The 15,058-nt window shown below is 70.5% G+C and carries 14 protein-coding genes; 10 read left to right on the top strand and 4 right to left on the bottom strand.

From position 1 onward, the window contains the following. Nucleotides 1-148 precede the first annotated feature (148 nt). The 5 genes from ACFWGN_RS19935 to nrdF all read left to right on the top strand — a co-directional run bounded on the left by ACFWGN_RS19935 (nucleotide 149) and on the right by nrdF (nucleotide 6,304). Complete coding sequence (locus tag ACFWGN_RS19935; protein ID WP_377619346.1) at nucleotides 149-1,639, top strand: GH1 family beta-glucosidase; 1,491 nt, start codon at nucleotides 149-151, stop codon at nucleotides 1,637-1,639. 670 nt (nucleotides 1,640-2,309) lie between these two features. Continuing rightward, nucleotides 2,310-2,552 carry a glutaredoxin-like protein NrdH gene (gene nrdH, locus ACFWGN_RS19930; RefSeq protein ID WP_191799972.1) on the top strand — a complete coding sequence of 81 codons (243 nt, stop codon included), beginning with the start codon at nucleotides 2,310-2,312 and terminating at the stop codon, nucleotides 2,550-2,552. Nucleotides 2,553-2,589: 37 nt separating this feature from the next. Further along, entirely contained in the window at nucleotides 2,590-3,021 is a 432-nt protein-coding gene (gene nrdI / locus ACFWGN_RS19925; protein WP_191799970.1) for a class Ib ribonucleoside-diphosphate reductase assembly flavoprotein NrdI, read from the top strand. After that, the gene (gene nrdE, locus ACFWGN_RS19920; protein ID WP_377619344.1) at nucleotides 2,991-5,150 is read left to right on the top strand and encodes a class 1b ribonucleoside-diphosphate reductase subunit alpha; all 2,160 of its coding nucleotides are present in this window, start codon (nucleotides 2,991-2,993) and stop codon (nucleotides 5,148-5,150) included. Before nrdI ends, nrdE begins: the two co-directional genes overlap by 31 nt. A gap of 173 nt (nucleotides 5,151-5,323) precedes the next feature. After that, nucleotides 5,324-6,304: a class 1b ribonucleoside-diphosphate reductase subunit beta gene (gene nrdF / locus ACFWGN_RS19915; protein WP_056763957.1), complete on the top strand. Its 981-nt coding sequence runs from the start codon at nucleotides 5,324-5,326 to the stop codon at nucleotides 6,302-6,304. Between the two features lie 209 nt (nucleotides 6,305-6,513). Here the strand turns inward: nrdF and ACFWGN_RS19910 are convergent, their stop codons facing one another. Then, a complete protein-coding gene (locus ACFWGN_RS19910) occupies nucleotides 6,514-7,008 on the bottom strand; it encodes a phosphoribosyltransferase (protein WP_056646240.1) in 495 nt (164 codons plus the stop codon). 160 nt (nucleotides 7,009-7,168) lie between these two features. Further along, nucleotides 7,169-7,996, bottom strand: a complete 828-nt coding sequence (locus ACFWGN_RS19905; protein WP_377619343.1) for an FKBP-type peptidyl-prolyl cis-trans isomerase — start codon at nucleotides 7,994-7,996, stop codon at nucleotides 7,169-7,171. A gap of 315 nt (nucleotides 7,997-8,311) precedes the next feature. Between ACFWGN_RS19905 and ACFWGN_RS19900 the strand changes: the two genes are divergently transcribed. From ACFWGN_RS19900 to ACFWGN_RS19890, 3 genes are read left to right on the top strand one after another with little or no spacing between them, the layout of a single operon-like run. After that, nucleotides 8,312-8,611: a hypothetical protein gene (locus tag ACFWGN_RS19900; RefSeq protein ID WP_354509094.1), complete on the top strand. Its 300-nt coding sequence runs from the start codon at nucleotides 8,312-8,314 to the stop codon at nucleotides 8,609-8,611. Nucleotides 8,612-8,638: 27 nt separating this feature from the next. Further along, the gene (locus tag ACFWGN_RS19895; protein ID WP_377619341.1) at nucleotides 8,639-9,553 is read left to right on the top strand and encodes an alpha/beta hydrolase; all 915 of its coding nucleotides are present in this window, start codon (nucleotides 8,639-8,641) and stop codon (nucleotides 9,551-9,553) included. Continuing rightward, nucleotides 9,550-10,341: an alpha/beta fold hydrolase gene (locus ACFWGN_RS19890; protein WP_377619340.1), complete on the top strand. Its 792-nt coding sequence runs from the start codon at nucleotides 9,550-9,552 to the stop codon at nucleotides 10,339-10,341. The genes ACFWGN_RS19895 and ACFWGN_RS19890 overlap by 4 nt, the downstream gene beginning before the upstream one ends. An 11-nt stretch (nucleotides 10,342-10,352) precedes the next feature. Here the strand turns inward: ACFWGN_RS19890 and ACFWGN_RS19885 are convergent, their stop codons facing one another. Together ACFWGN_RS19885 and ACFWGN_RS19880 are read right to left on the bottom strand one after the other, a co-directional pair. Continuing rightward, nucleotides 10,353-10,916 (bottom strand): hypothetical protein, encoded by a 564-nt coding sequence (locus ACFWGN_RS19885; RefSeq protein ID WP_377619339.1) that lies wholly within the window; start codon nucleotides 10,914-10,916, stop codon nucleotides 10,353-10,355. An 8-nt stretch (nucleotides 10,917-10,924) separates the two neighbouring features. Further along, nucleotides 10,925-12,307, bottom strand: coding sequence for a hypothetical protein (locus tag ACFWGN_RS19880; protein ID WP_191799960.1), 1,383 nt, complete (start codon nucleotides 12,305-12,307; stop codon nucleotides 10,925-10,927). Between the two features lie 243 nt (nucleotides 12,308-12,550). On the opposite strand from ACFWGN_RS19880, the gene ACFWGN_RS19875 reads away from it, so the two are divergent. Next, a complete protein-coding gene (locus tag ACFWGN_RS19875) occupies nucleotides 12,551-13,966 on the top strand; it encodes a hypothetical protein (protein ID WP_377619337.1) in 1,416 nt (471 codons plus the stop codon). Next, entirely contained in the window at nucleotides 13,963-14,982 is a 1,020-nt protein-coding gene (locus tag ACFWGN_RS19870; protein WP_377619335.1) for a hypothetical protein, read from the top strand. The genes ACFWGN_RS19875 and ACFWGN_RS19870 overlap by 4 nt, the downstream gene beginning before the upstream one ends. Nucleotides 14,983-15,058: the final 76 nt, after the last annotated feature.

The raw sequence follows: 15,058 nt of genomic DNA, 5'->3' as shown, positions 1-15,058 counted from the left end.
CCGTCGGGCACGGTGCTCCGTGCCCGACGGCGCCGCCCACCCCGGGCCTCGACGTCGCCCCCGCGCGTGGGTACCCTGATCGAATCGATACGTGAGAGCGCTCCCACGCTGTCGCGGACCGTCCATCCCGAACCACAGAAGGAACACCGTGAGCAACGTCGCTACCCGGCAGGACACCGGACCCGCACCGTCCCCAGCGCAGGCCCCCGCGTCGCGCACCTTCCCGACCGACTTCCTGTGGGGGTCGGCCACCGCGGCCTATCAGATCGAGGGAGCCGCCGCCGAGGGCGGGCGCGGGCCGTCCATCTGGGACACCTACTCCCACACCCCCGGCCGCACGCTGAACGGCGACACGGGCGACGTGGCCGACGACCACTACCACCGGTGGGCCGAGGACGTGCAGCACATCAAGGACCTCGGGCTCGGCGCCTACCGGTTCTCGATCTCCTGGTCGCGCGTCCAGCCCGGCGGCACAGGAGAGTTCAACCCCGAGGGCATCGCGTTCTACTCGCGGCTCGTCGACGCGCTCCTCGACGCGGGCGTCAAGCCCGTCGTGACGCTCTACCACTGGGACCTCCCGCAGGAGCTCGAGGACCGCGGCGGCTGGGCGAGCCGCGAGACCGCCCACGCGTTCGCCGGGTACGCGCGCCGCATGGCCCGCGAGCTCGGCGACCGGATCGACGTGTGGACCACGCTCAACGAGCCCTGGTGCTCTGCCTACCTCGGCTACGGCTCGGGCGTGCACGCCCCGGGGCGCACCGAGCCCGTCGCGGCGCTCGCGGCCGTGCACCACCTCAACCTCGCCCACGGGCTCGCGTGCCTCGCCATCCGCGACGAGCTGGGGCAGGACGTCCAGACCTCGATCACCCTCAACCTGCACGTGATCCGGCCCGACGACCCGACGTCGGAGGCCGACCTCGACGCGGTGCGCACGATCGACGGGCTCGCCAACCGGGCGTTCCTCGGCCCGCTGCTCGACGGCGCCTACCCGGCCGACCTGCTCGCCGACACCGCGCACGTGACCGACTGGTCGTTCGTCCAGGACGGTGACCTCGAGATCGTCCGGCAGCCCCTGTCGGTGCTCGGCATCAACTACTACTCGACGACCAAGGTCCGCCACTTCGCGGGCGACGGCGAGCGCGCGGAGAACGACGGCCACGGCGCGTCGAGCCACAGCCCGTGGATCGGGGTCGACGACGTCGAGTTCGTGACGCAGGCGGGCCCGTACACCGCGATGGGCTGGAACATCGAGCCCGCCGGCATGACCGAGCTGCTCCTCTCGGTGCACCGGACGTACCCGGGCCAGCCCCTCATGGTCACCGAGAACGGCGCGGCGTTCGACGACGAGGTCTCGACCGGTGCCGACGGGACCGCGCGGGTCCACGACGACCGTCGTGTCGCGTACCTGCACGACCACATCGACGCGGTGGGTGCTGCGATCGACGAGGGGGCCGACGTGCGCGGGTACTTCGCGTGGTCGCTGCTCGACAACTTCGAGTGGGGCTACGGCTACGACCGTCGGTTCGGGATCATCCGCGTCGACTACGAGACGCTCGAGCGCACCTGGAAGGACTCGGCGCACTGGTACCGCCGGCTCGCGACGACCTCGGTGCTGCCGGGGGTGGCGGAGGTCGGCTGACAGGCGTCGAGGGCACAGGAGTCCGGGGCCGGCCCCGGCGGGACCGGCGTGCCGACCGGGCGGGCTCGGACTCTGCGTGAGTCTCGCGCCTGCCCGCACGGCCTGGGCTGCTGGGGGTCCGGCGGGTACCGGTGATCTATCTCGCACCCGTCGCGCCCGTGGCGCGACACGCCGACGGAACATGACACGCGGGAGGATTCGTGTCCGGCTTGTCTGGTTCGGCGAGACGCCGGGGCGGGCGCCGAGGCGGGGCTGGTCTGCCTGACAGCCCCCTCGCGCGCTCTGCACAGCATGTGGACGGACGCTCTCCACAAGCTGTGGAGAACTCCTCGGGCCCGCTCGGACAAGCCGTTCTCGGGCTCCTGGACCGGTGGACGACGGGGTGCATCCGGGGGAGTGTCAGTGCCTCCTGGGAGGATGGATCCGTGCTTGTAGCACACTTCGACACGTCTCGAGGAGGAGGCGGCGAAGATCGTCCGACCACGACATCTAGTGCCGAGCGCGGAGCCCGCCTACTAGGTATAGTGGTCAACACCAGGGAGCGATCGTCTCCCCGGCAAACCACACGGTCGTAGTTCCACCAGCGTTCTTCGAGGTCAGGACCCCAGCAGGGAGTCGGCCTGAGCGCCCCCGCTGGAAGCTCGATCCCCTACCCGAGGAGACTGACCAGATGAGCATCACGGTCTACAGCAAGCCGGCTTGCGTTCAGTGCGACGCGACGTACCGCGCCCTCGACAAGAAGGGCATCGAGTACTCCGTCGTGGACATCAGCCAGGACGCCGAGGCACTCGAGCTCGTGCGCGGCCTCGGCTACCTGCAGGCACCCGTCGTCATCGCGGGCGACGAGCACTGGTCGGGCTTCCGCCCCGACCAGATCAACGCTCTCGCCGCGAAGGTCGCTCCCGTCGCCTGACCAGCTCGTCCCACCGGTCCCCGCTGCGAGGTGTGACATGGGATCGCTCGTCTACTTCTCCAGCGCGTCGGACAACACCCATCGGTTCGTCCAGCGCCTGGGCCTCGAGGACCGTGGCCACACGGTCCACCGCATCCCGCTGCGACCCAAGGACGAGTTCCTGCGGGTCGACGAGCCCTACGTCCTGATGGTCCCGACGTACGGCGGCGGCAACGAGGGCGGGGCAGTGCCCCGCCAGGTCATCAAGTTCTTGAACGACTCACACAACCGGTCGTTGATCCGCGGCGTCATCGCCGCGGGCAACACCAACTTCGGCGAGGCCTACTGCATCGCCGGCGACATCATCTCCTCGAAGTGCCAGGTGCCTTACCTGTACGCCTTCGAACTTCTGGGAACAGCCGAGGACGTCGAGCGCGTCCGCGACGGATTGGGACGATTTTGGCAACGACAGTCACGGATTCCAGCGTGAGCACGGTGGCGGCGGGCGTCGAGCTCGACTACCACGCGCTCAACGCGATGCTCAACCTGTACGGCCCCGACGGCGAGATCCAGTTCGACAAGGACCGCCAGGCAGCGCGCCAGTACTTCCTGCAGCACGTGAACCAGAACACGGTCTTCTTCCACAGCCTGGAGGAGAAGCTCGAGTACCTGGTCGAGAACAAGTACTACGACCCCGCGGTCCTCGACAAGTACGACCGCGACTTCGTCAAGACCTTGTTCGAGTTCGCCTACTCCAAGAAGTTCCGCTTCGACACGTTCCTCGGCGCGTTCAAGTACTACACCTCGTACACGCTCAAGACGTTCGACGGCAAGCGTTACCTCGAGCGCTTCGAGGACCGCGTGTCCATGGTCGCCCTCGGTCTGGCCGACGGCAACGAGCAGACGGCCCTCGACATCGTCGAGGAGATCGTCGCGGGTCGCTTCCAGCCCGCGACGCCCACGTTCCTCAACATCGGCAAGGCGCAGCGCGGCGAGCCCGTGTCCTGCTTCCTGCTGCGCATCGAGGACAACATGGAGTCCATCGCGCGCGGCATCAACTCGGCGCTGCAGCTCTCCAAGCGTGGCGGTGGCGTGGCCCTGCTCCTGAGCAACATCCGTGAGCACGGCGCCCCGATCAAGCACATCGAGAACCAGTCCTCGGGCGTCATCCCCGTGATGAAGCTCCTCGAGGACTCCTTCTCCTACGCGAACCAGCTCGGGGCCCGTCAGGGCGCAGGTGCGGTCTACCTGCACGCGCACCACCCCGACATCATGCGCTTCCTCGACACCAAGCGTGAGAACGCCGACGAGAAGATCCGCATCAAGACGCTGTCGCTCGGCGTGGTCATCCCCGACATCACGTTCGACCTGGCGAAGAAGAACGAGGACATGTACCTCTTCTCGCCGTACGACGTGGAGCGCGTCTACGGCAAGCCCTTCGCCGACATCTCGGTCACCGAGAAGTACGACGAGATGGTCGACGACGCACGCATCCGCAAGACGAAGATCAAGGCCCGCGAGTTCTTCCAGACCCTTGCCGAGCTGCAGTTCGAGTCCGGCTACCCGTACGTCATGTTCGAGGACACGGTCAACAAGGCGAACCCGATCAAGGGCCGCATCACGCACTCGAACCTGTGCTCGGAGATCCTCCAGGTCTCGACGCCCTCGACGTTCAACGAGGACCTGTCGTACGACCACGTCGGCCGCGACATCTCGTGCAACCTCGGCTCGCTGAACATCGCCAAGACGATGGACTCGCCGGACTTCGCCAAGACCATCGACACCGCGATCCGCGCCCTGACGGCCGTGTCCGACCAGACGAGCATCGAGTCCGTCCCGTCGATCAAGCGCGCCAACGAGTCGGGGCACGCGATCGGCCTCGGCCAGATGAACCTGCACGGGTACCTCGCTCGCGAGCGCGTCTACTACGGCTCCGAAGAGGGCATCGACTTCACGAACATCTACTTCTACACCGTGGCCTACCACGCGATCGCGGCGAGCAACCGCCTCGCGATCGAGCGGGGCCGGGCCTTCGGTGGCTTCGAGGACTCGACCTACGCCTCGGGCGAGTACTTCCGCAAGTACATCGAGCAGGAGTGGGTACCCGCGACGCCGCGTGTCAAGGAGCTGTTCGAGACCGCCGGCGTGCACATCCCCACGCAGGAGGACTGGAAGGCGCTCGCCGCGTCCGTCAAGGAGCACGGCATCTACAACCAGAACCTCCAGGCGGTCCCGCCGACCGGTTCGATCAGCTACATCAACAACTCGACGTCGTCGATCCACCCGGTCGCCGCCAAGATCGAGATCCGCAAGGAGGGCAAGATCGGGCGCGTCTACTACCCGGCGCCCTACCTGACGAACGACAACCTGGAGTACTACCAGGACGCGTACGAGATCGGCTACGAGAAGATCATCGACACGTACGCCGCGGCGACGCAGCACGTGGACCAGGGCCTGAGCCTCACGCTGTTCTTCAAGGACACCGCGACCACGCGTGACGTCAACCGCGCGCAGATCTACGCATGGCGCAAGGGCATCAAGACCCTGTACTACATCCGCCTGCGCCAGCTCGCGCTCGAGGGCACCGAGGTGGAGGGTTGCGTCTCCTGCATGCTGTGATTGCCCTCGTCGCCTGACGGCGACGTCCACGGGAGGTGCGCCGGTCTTCCCGGGCCGCTCGTGCCTCGCGGCCCCCGCCAGGCCCGACCACGACCGGCGCCCCTCCCGTTCCCGCCGCCCGCAGGACCTCTCGTCTCGTCGCAGGCACCGTGCTGAGAAAGAAGAAGAACGACATGTCACCCACTGGGAAGCTCAAGCTCATCGATCGCGTGTCCGCGATCAACTGGAACCGTCTCGACGACGACAAGGACGCCGAGGTCTGGGACCGGCTCGTCGGGAACTTCTGGCTCCCCGAGAAGGTGCCGGTCTCGAACGACATCCAGAGCTGGGCCACGCTCACCGAGGAGGAGAAGACGCTCACCATGCGCGTCTTCACCGGCCTCACGCTCCTGGACACCATCCAGGGCACCGTGGGCGCCGTGTCGCTCATCCCTGACGCGATCACCCCGCACGAGGAGGCCGTGTACACGAACATCGCCTTCATGGAGTCCGTGCACGCCAAGAGCTACTCGTCGATCTTCTCGACGCTGTGCTCGACGCGCGAGATCGACGAGGCGTTCCGCTGGTCGGAGGAGAACCCCAACCTCCAGCGCAAGGCCGAGATCGTCATGGAGTACTACAAGGGCGACTCGCCGCTCAAGCGCAAGGTCGCGAGCACGCTGCTCGAGTCCTTCCTGTTCTACTCGGGCTTCTACCTGCCCATGTACTGGTCGAGCCGCGCCAAGCTCACCAACACGGCCGACCTCATCCGCCTCATCATCCGCGACGAGGCCGTGCACGGGTACTACATCGGCTACAAGTTCCAGAAGGGGCTCGAGAAGCTGAGCCCCGAGGAGCGCGACGAGATGAAGGCCTACACCTACGAGCTCCTGTTCGAGCTCTACGAGAACGAGGTCCAGTACACCGCGGACCTCTACGACGGCGTCGGCCTCACCGAGGACGTCAAGAAGTTCCTGCGCTACAACGCCAACAAGGCCCTCATGAACCTGGGCTACGAGGCGCTGTTCCCCAAGGACGAGACCGACGTCAACCCGGCGATCCTGTCCGCGCTGTCCCCGAACGCCGACGAGAACCACGACTTCTTCTCCGGCTCGGGCTCGTCCTACGTGATCGGCAAGGCCGTGAACACCGAGGACGACGACTGGGACTTCTGATCCCGCTCGTCAGCACCGCACTCATGGGCTGAGCGCGATCGAACGACGGACGCCCCGCCACTCCGGAAGGAGCGGCGGGGCGTCCGTCGTACCGAGGACCGGTGGCACCGGTGGCGCCGGTGGCACCGGCGGGGCCGGCATGGCCGGCATGGGCGGCACAGCCGACGAACCCGGCCGCGGTGGGTCCGTGCTGCCGAGAGGGCAGTGCCTCAGTCGTTCGGCCTCGCCAGCGCGCCCTCGACCGGAGGTTCGGCGGACCACGGGAACGTGATCCACCGGTCGGTCTCCTTCCAGGAGAAGTCCGGCTGGAGGATCGTGCGCGGCTTGGTGTACAGCACGGCCGAGCGCGCCTCGGTGCCGTGCTCGGCGAGCAGGTCCATGACCAGGGCGAGCGTCCGGCCCGAGTCCGCGACGTCGTCGACCACGAGGACCTTGGACCCCGGGAGCTCCGACGTGTCCATGAGCGGGGGAAGGACGCGGGGGTCCGCGAGCGTCTGGCCGATGTCCGTGTAGAACTCCACGTTGAGCGTCCCGACGCCCTTGGTGCCCAGCGCGTAGGCCACGGCTCCGCCAGGAAGCAGCCCGCCGCGGGCGATCGCCACCACGACGTCGGGCTGGAAGCCGCCCGCGACCACCTGCTCGGCCAGCTGCCTGGACGCGGTGCCGAACAGCTCCCACGTCATGACTTCGCGCTCTGTGCTCATGGACAGAGCCTAGGGGCAGCCCCTGTGAGGTGGCCTGCCCAACGGTCCGCACCGGACGCCACCGTCCACCACGCGAGAAGGGCCACCACCCGCGAGCGGGAGGTGGCCCTTCGGCGATCCGACGGCCCCCGACGGCTCGGCCGTCAGGAAGACGTGTGGATCAGGAGGCGTCCAGGATGTCGAGCACGAAGATCAGGGTCTCGCCGCCGAGCGGGTTGGACTCGCTGGCCTCGGCACCGTAGGCGAGCTCCGGCGGGATGACCAGCAGCACCTGGCTGCCGACCGTCTGCCCGACGAGGCCCTGCTGCCAGCCCTGCACGAGGTTCGTGAGCGGGATGTTCAGCGGGGAGCCGTTCTCCCACGACGAGTCGAAGACGGTGCCGTCCATCTTCCACCCGGTGTAGTTCGCGGTGATCGTGTCGTCTGCGGCGACCTCAGGGCCGGTGCCCTTGATGAGGGTCTGCGTGACGAGCTCCGTGGGAGCGGTGTAGCCCTCGGGGATCGCGATGCTGGGCTTGCCCGTGTCGTCCAGCGTCACGACCGGCAGGCCGTCGGCCGGGGTCACGGCCTCGCCCTCGGCGCGCGTGGGGATCGTCTTGGCGCCGGTCACCTCGACGATGGAGATGCTCGTCGAGCCGTCCTGGCCGGGGGCGGCGAAGATGAACCGCGTGCCGACCTTCTGGCCCGTGAGGATCTCGTTGAGCACGGGGTAGAGCGACGGGTCGCCCAGCGTGATGGTGTCGACCTGGCTCTCGTCGCCCCACATCGACCCGAGGACGCTGGCGTCCTTGCCGGCGTAGAGGATCGACTTCATGGTGAGCTGCTGACCCTCTTCGAGGTCCGCACCCGTTCCTTCGACGTCGATGCGGGCCGTGGCCGTCGAGACGGTGAACGGCGTGTCGAACTCCGCAGCGGGCTCGGTGCCGATGTCGCCCGTGACCTTGATGGCCTCGACCGCGGCGATGTCCTCCGCCGTGGGGGCTGCCACGCCGGTGTCTGCCGGTGCCGACTCGCTGGGGGACGGGCTGGCGCTCCCGCCGTCTCCGGACGCACAACCGGACAGGACGAGGGCGGTACCCAGGGCGATCGCGACGAGGCCGCGAGAGGTACGGAGCTTCACAAGGATCCTTCGTTCGGGGGTGTCCGCGCACGACCGGGAGTGAACACGGCGACGAGCACGGGAGTGGCGGGCCCCGCAACTCTAGCCGCACTCTCTGGGAGTGTGCTGAAAACGGACGCGGGCGCCGTCGCTGTCGCACCTCGTGCGCACTCGTCGCTGTCGCAACCAGTGGACAATGGAACCGTGCCCTCGAAACGTCCCTCACGCCGTCGTCCCTGGGGAGCGGAGCCCCCTCCGCTCGACCTCAACCGTGCCCTGGGCGGCATGCGGACCGAGTCCGGGCCCGACGGGGAATGGACCGTCCGCACGGTCCGGCAGAGCGACAAGTCGTACGTGTGCCCGGGATGCCGGCAGAACGTCCCTGCCGGGACGAGCCACGTCGTCGCGTGGGCCCAGGACTCGATGTTCGGGGCGCAGTCCGCGCTCGAGGACCGCCGCCACTGGCACACGGGGTGCTGGGAGGCGCGCGCCCGGCGCCGCTGAGGGAGACCCCGGCTAGGCTCGGTCGTGATGAACGCGCACAGTCCTGACCCCGCGACCGACCGTCCCGCCACGCCCGCTGCGGCGTCCCCTGGGCTGCCCACGGCCCCCGACGGCAAGCCCGCCGAGCACGGTGCCCCGATCCGCTCGCTCACGGTCCTGCCGGCCCGCCGCGAGGACGTCGAGCTCCACACCGCCGACGGCCTGACGCTCGTGGGCGAGCTCGCGCTCCCGGCGCACGCTGCGCCGTCGGGCACCTTGATCACCCTGCACCCGCTGCCGACGCACGGCGGCTACATGGACTCCCACGTCTATCGCAAGGCCGCGTGGCGCCTGCCCGCGCTCGCGGACCTCGCGGTGCTGCGCTTCAACACGCGCGGCACGTCCTCCCCGCGCGGCACGAGCGAGGGCGCGTTCGACGGCGGCGAGGCCGAGCGCTTCGACGTCGCCGCGGCGATCGAGCTGGCCGAGTTCCACGACCTGCCCCATCGGTGGCTCGTGGGGTGGTCGTTCGGGACCGAGCTCGTCCTCAAGCACGGCGCGGACCCCGGCATCGAGGGCGCGATCCTGCTCTCCCCGCCCCTGCACCGCGCGACCGACGAGGACCTGGACCGGTGGGCCGCGTTCGGCAAGCCGCTCGTGGTGCTGGTTCCCGAGCTCGACGACTACCTGCGCCCCGAGGAGGCCCGCCGCCGGTTCGCGCGCGTGCCCCAGGCCGAGGTCATCGCGGTCGAGGGCGCCAAGCACCTGTGGGTGGGCGAGCCGTCGGTGCGCCGGGTCCTCGACGAGATCGTCTCCCACGTCCGCCCCGGATTCCCGGTGCCGCTCCCCACGACGTGGGACGCGCAGACCGAGACGGGCACAGACACCGAGGCCTCCGACCAGGCCTCGTACGACGCGAGCCGCACGCACGTCCAGCCGACGACGACAGGACAGACACCATGACCACCACCCCGCACCTCGCCCTGCACACCCTGCGTGAGGGGCACGGGCTGCCCGTGCTGCTCGTGCACGGCTTCCCGCTCGACCACCGCATGTGGGAGGACGCCGCCGCGGCGCTGCCGAGCGGCATCACGGTCCTCGCGGTCGACCTCCCGGGCCTGGGCGAGAGCCCGCTCGGGGGCGAGCCGCCCTCGATCGAGGCCGCAGCCGACGCCGTGGTCGCCGCTGCCCGCGCCGCCGGGCTCGAGCGTGCGGTGGTCGTGGGCATGTCGATGGGTGGCTACGTCGCGCTCGCGGCGGCCGAGCGTCATCCGGGCTTCGTGGTCGCGCTCGGCCTCGTGGACACCAAGTCGACGGCCGACGACGACACGGCCCGCGCCAACCGCCTGCGCATCGCGGCGGCGGTCAGCGAGAGCCGCACGGTCGACGCGGTCCTCGGCATGCCGGGAGCCCTGCTCGGCGCGACGAGCAAGATCGCGCGCCGCGGGCTGACGGCTCGCCTCGAGGAGTGGATCCGTTCCCAGCGGCCCGACGGCGTCGCGTGGGCCCAGCGCGCCATGGCCGCCCGCCCGGACCGCACCGAGGTGCTGGCCCGCTTCGCGGGCCCCGTGAGCGTGGTCGTGGGCGAGGAGGACACGCTCACCCCGGTCGAGGCCGCCGAGCACCTGGTCGCCGCGGCTCGGGGGGCGACGCTCGTCGTGGTGCCCGCCGCGGGGCACATGAGCGCTGTCGAGGACGCGCCGGCCGTCGCGAACGCGATCGGTGACCTCTGGGCCGTCGCCCGGGACTGAGCGCCGGGCGGTCAGCCGCGCTCGAGCACCAGCTCGATCGCGTCCGCGAGAGAGATGGACTCGCCGTCGCGCCCGCCCTTGCCGAGCACGAGCGGCGGGTCCGACGGGACGAGGGTCGCGCCCTTCAGCCGGGCCGAGAGCCCGCCCTGGACGCTGAGGATGTAGAACGACGCGTCGGTCCCGACGGCGAGCGTCCTGTTCTTGCGCAGGTACCAGCCGAGCGTCTTGGTGCGGTACGTCGCGTCCCCTGCGTACGAGCGGGCCTGGAGCGGGACCGGGGCGATGCCTCGCCGCTCGGCCTCGGCGACGAACTCGCGCAGGAGGGCGGCGGCCTGGGCCGACTCCTGGGCGCGGCGGCGTTCGAGCTCGTTCGCCTGGTGCGCCGCGGCCTCGGTGCGCTGAGCACGCCACGCCGCGACGTCGTCGGGCGCGGCGCTGCTCGCGGCTCCGGCGCTGCTCGCGGCTCCGGCGGTGCCGCGTGCGGCATCGCCGGGACCGTGAGCCTGGTGTGCCTGGTGAGCGGACGACGGCGACGACCCAGGCAGGTCCCCGGTGTCGTCGCCGTCGTGCGTCATGGGCGTGCTCAGGCCTTCGCGGAAGCCGAGGACTCCGAGGACTTGGCGTCCTCGCCCTCCTCGCCCTCGACCTCGACCTGCGGGAACTCCGCGGTCATGAGGTTCGCAGCGCGGGCACGCTGCGCCGGTGTGCCCGCGATGGCCACGGCCGGTGCGGCCTTGGTCTTGGCGCCCTCACCGTCGCCGAGCAGCCCACGCAGCTCGTCGAGGTAGGTGTTGATCGACTCGTGCTGGCGCGTGAGGTCCTCGAGCTGACGCTGGGCCGCCGCGCGCTGCTGCTCGGCCTCTGCCTTGGCGTCCCCGACGGTCTGCTCGGCGAACTCGCGGGCCTCGGCGACCACGCGGTCCGCGTTGTGACGCGCGGTCGCGATGACCTCCTTGACGTAGTCGTCGGACTCGGTGCGGACCTTCTCGGCCTGCTCGAGAGCCGTGACCACGCGGTGCTCGGCGTCGGACGCGTGCGCCTCGGCCGTCGCGACGAGCTTCTCGGTCTCCTCCTTGGCCGTCTGGTGGCGCTGCGCGCTCTCCAGCTCGGCCTCCTCGCGGCGGCGGGCGATGTCCAGCTCGGCCTCGGCCAGAGCGGTCCGCGCCTTCTCGCGCAGCTCCTCCATCTCGGAGGTCACGGCGTTCGCCGCCTCGGAGGCAGCACGCTTGGCCTCGGAGACCTGGCGCTCGGCCTCGCGGCGCGTGGTCTCGCGCAGCTCGGTGGTCTCGCGCTCGGCGGCCTCGCGCATCGCGGCCGTCTCGGCAGCGACCCGGGCGCGCAGCTCGGCGGTCTCGCGCTCGGTCGCGACGCGCAGCTCCGTCGTCTCGCGCTCGACCTGGGCGCGCAGGGTGCCCAGCTCGCGCTCGAGGCTCGAACGACGCTCGCTCTCCTCGGTGTTCAGGGCGCTCTGGATGCGGGCGGCCTCGCGCTCGGCGGAACCCACGAACTCCTCGGCGCGGCGCTGCGCGCCGACCAGGGTGCTCTCGGTCTCCGACGCGGCCGTCGACCGGATCTCCTCGGCCTCGCGACGAGCGCCAGAGAGCAGCTCGGCGACCTCGTTCTCGGCGCGCGAGCGGATCTGGCCACCCGCGACCTTGGCGCGCGACATGATGTCGACCGCCTGGGCGTTGGCCTGGGCCAGGATGTCGGCCGACTGCTCCTCCGCGGAACGGAGCAGCTGCTCGATGCGCGAGCCCAGTCCCGAGTAGGACGGTCGGTCGGACTCGCGCAGCTGGCGCTGCGCGTCCTGGAGGTCCGACGTGAGCTGCACAGCCCGGGCGTCGGCGGACTCGGCCCGGTGACGGGCCGCCTCGAGATCCTTCTCGAGCTTGGCCAGCTGGCCTTCCACCATGATGCGGTCGTAGCCGCGCATGGTGATGGGGAACAGTGTGCGTTCGTCGGACACGGGTCGACCTTCCGCTTCGGGCTGGTCCACGCCAGCGCTGTTGTCGGGACGTATCGATCGGTGGAGGTACCGGGTCGCCCGACCTGTGGAACGTCCCCAGGATACGTGGCCGAACTGTGTCCTGAATACCCGGAATGGGTACCGTCAGGGTGTCGCGGGGACTTCGTGAAGAGTCTGCGGCGATCGTCGCCATCCGGCGAACTTTCGAATCCAGCAGGCGTTCGCCTCTATTGTGGAATGTCCATGACGAAGGGAAACTCGGTGCTTCAACGAATCCTGGCCGCCGGCCTGATCGTGCTCGGCCTGGTGGGGATCGGCACAGGAGTCGCCTCTGCGACCCTCTGGCGCGAGAGCGAGACGGTCGTCGCGACGGCTGCCGCCGATGCCTCGTCGCCCCTGGTCGTCTCCGAGCCCGGGGTCCTCGACCTGGTCGACGGTGACGTGACCGTCACGGCGAAGACCCCGGACGGGAAGCCCGTGACCCTCGTGATCGGGCGTGACGTCGACGTGACCGGGTGGGTCGGTACCGACGCGCACTCCGACATCACCGGTCTCACCGACTGGGACACGCTCGCGACCAAGTCGGTCACGACACCGCCGCCCGCCGAGGAGACCCCGGCCGAGGGAGAAGCACCGGCGGACGGCGAAGCACCTGCCGAGGGGGAGACCCCGGCCGAGGGCGAGGCGCCCGCCGAGGGTGAGGCGCCCGCCGAGGGTGAGGCGCCCGCCGAGGGTGAGGCGCCCGCCGAGGGTGAGGCGCCCGCCGAGGGCGACGCCGCGGCGGACGCCACGGCCGAGACGCCCGTCGTGGGCGTCGACCCCGCCGGCTCCGACATGTGGTTCGCCGAGGCCTCGGGCGAGGGAGAGGTCAGCCTGCGCTGGTCCGACCGTCCGGGTCGCTGGAGCCTGCTTGCGGCCGGGACCGGTGAGGACCCCGCGAGCCCCGTCGTGACCCTGACCTGGGCCCGTGAGGTCTCGACCCCCTGGCAGTGGCCCGGGATCGCGGGTGGCTCGCTGCTCCTGGTCGCCGGGCTCGCGATCGGTGTCCTCTCGTTCATGGGCGGCAAGAAGGACAAGGACGCGAGCGCAGGCGGCAGCAGGAAGAAGAAGAGCCGCTCGAAGGGCAAGGGGCGCACGGCGCGTACCGACGCCGGCCCGGAGGCTCCGGAGAGCACGAGCACCTCCGGGGAGGCCGGGCCCGCTGCGCCGACCGAGCGTCGCGCCGGGGCCGGCTGGGCTGGCCCCGTGTCGGCACCGGCGCCGGTCCCCGCGCAGACCGTCGCGCAGGAACCGCCCGCCCAGACCGGCGCGACAGGGACCCTGACCCGTCGTGAGCTGCGCGAGAAGGCCGAACGGGAACGCATCGAGGCCGAGCGGCTCGCCCAGGAGGACGCGCGGGCGCAGCGCCCGCGCAACCGCTGGATGACCGGGCAGATCCCGGTGGTGCGACGTGAGAGGAACGGCACGGCCGCGCAGCCGGTCGTTCCCGCTCCTTCGGCCGAGAAGGACGCTGGTTCCGCCGGTGGCAGCTCGGCCAGCGCGCGTGCCGACGCGTGGCGCCAGGCGTGGGGGTTCGGCCAGACCCAGGCCGCCCCGCCCGCCGCGTCCGACGAGAACGACCAGACCCAGAACCCCGACTCGACCGGAGGAGACCGATGAGCCAGCGCACCCCCCGCCGCTCCACGGCCCGCACGGCCGCGGTGGCCGGCGCCGTCCTCGGCGCGCTCCTGCTCGCAGGCTGCACGTCACCCGTTCCCACACCCACCGTCGACGAGAGCTCGGCGACCGCCGAGCCCGCACTGACCGTCGAGCAGATGGCCGAGGTCCGCGAGGCCGTCGGCGCGACCCTCGAGGCGGCCAACGCGACCAACGACGCGTCCCAGCTTGCCACCCGGCTCGCCGGGCCGGCGCTGTCTCTGCGCACGAGCCAGCTCGGCGTGGCAGCGGCGCGCGGCAACGGCGACCTGGTGACGGTCCTTCCCACGGCCGTCCAGCAGGACATCATCACGACGACCGAGTCCTGGCCCCGGCAGGCGTACGCCGTGACCGAGCAGCCCGAGGACCTCCAGTCCCCGCGGCTCCTCGCGTACGAGCAGACCACGGCGCGCGACCCGTACAAGCTCTGGGCCTGGGTACGCCTGTTCCCGAGCGTCAAGCTGCCGAGCTTCGCGGGCGCCGCGGTCGGGAGCGAGTCCGTCCCGCTCGACGACCCGTCGCTCCTCATGACGCCGACCGACGCGGTCGCCCAGTACGCCGACGTCCTCAACCTGGGCGCGGGCTCGGGCTTCGCGGCCTCGTTCGCCGACGACCCGCTGCGTGCCTGGGTCGCGACCAACGCCCAGACGCAGGCGGCGCCCCTCGCCACGGCCGCGGGTACGCAGACCATGACCTTCACGCCGACGCCGGACGAGGCGCGCGCGGTGCGCACGGCAGACGGTGGCGCGATGGTCATGGCCGCGATGACGGCGCTCGAGACCCGCACCGCGGAGGAGGGCGCGAAGATCACGCCCGGTACCGAGACGGAGAAGGCCCTCTTCGGAGCGACCGAGCCGACCAACGTCCTCAACGTGGGATACACGACCATGGTCGCCATGTACATCCCGCCGGCGGACGCCACCACAGGCGTCCAGGTGCTCGGCATGGAGAACATCGTCACGTCGGTCGCGACCTCGTAGGTCGGTACCACGGGCGGACCCCCACCTCGCCGAACCCCTCGCCGAGCCGCCGCCTCGCGACGGCACGATCTTCCTT

The organism is Oerskovia sp. NPDC060338 (assembly GCF_042726295.1).
GTDB classification, from domain to species: Bacteria; Actinomycetota; Actinomycetes; order Actinomycetales; family Cellulomonadaceae; genus Oerskovia; species Oerskovia merdavium.
The sequence above is the reverse complement of the archived record's forward strand: the minus strand, read 5'-3'. Positions and strand labels throughout refer to the sequence as shown.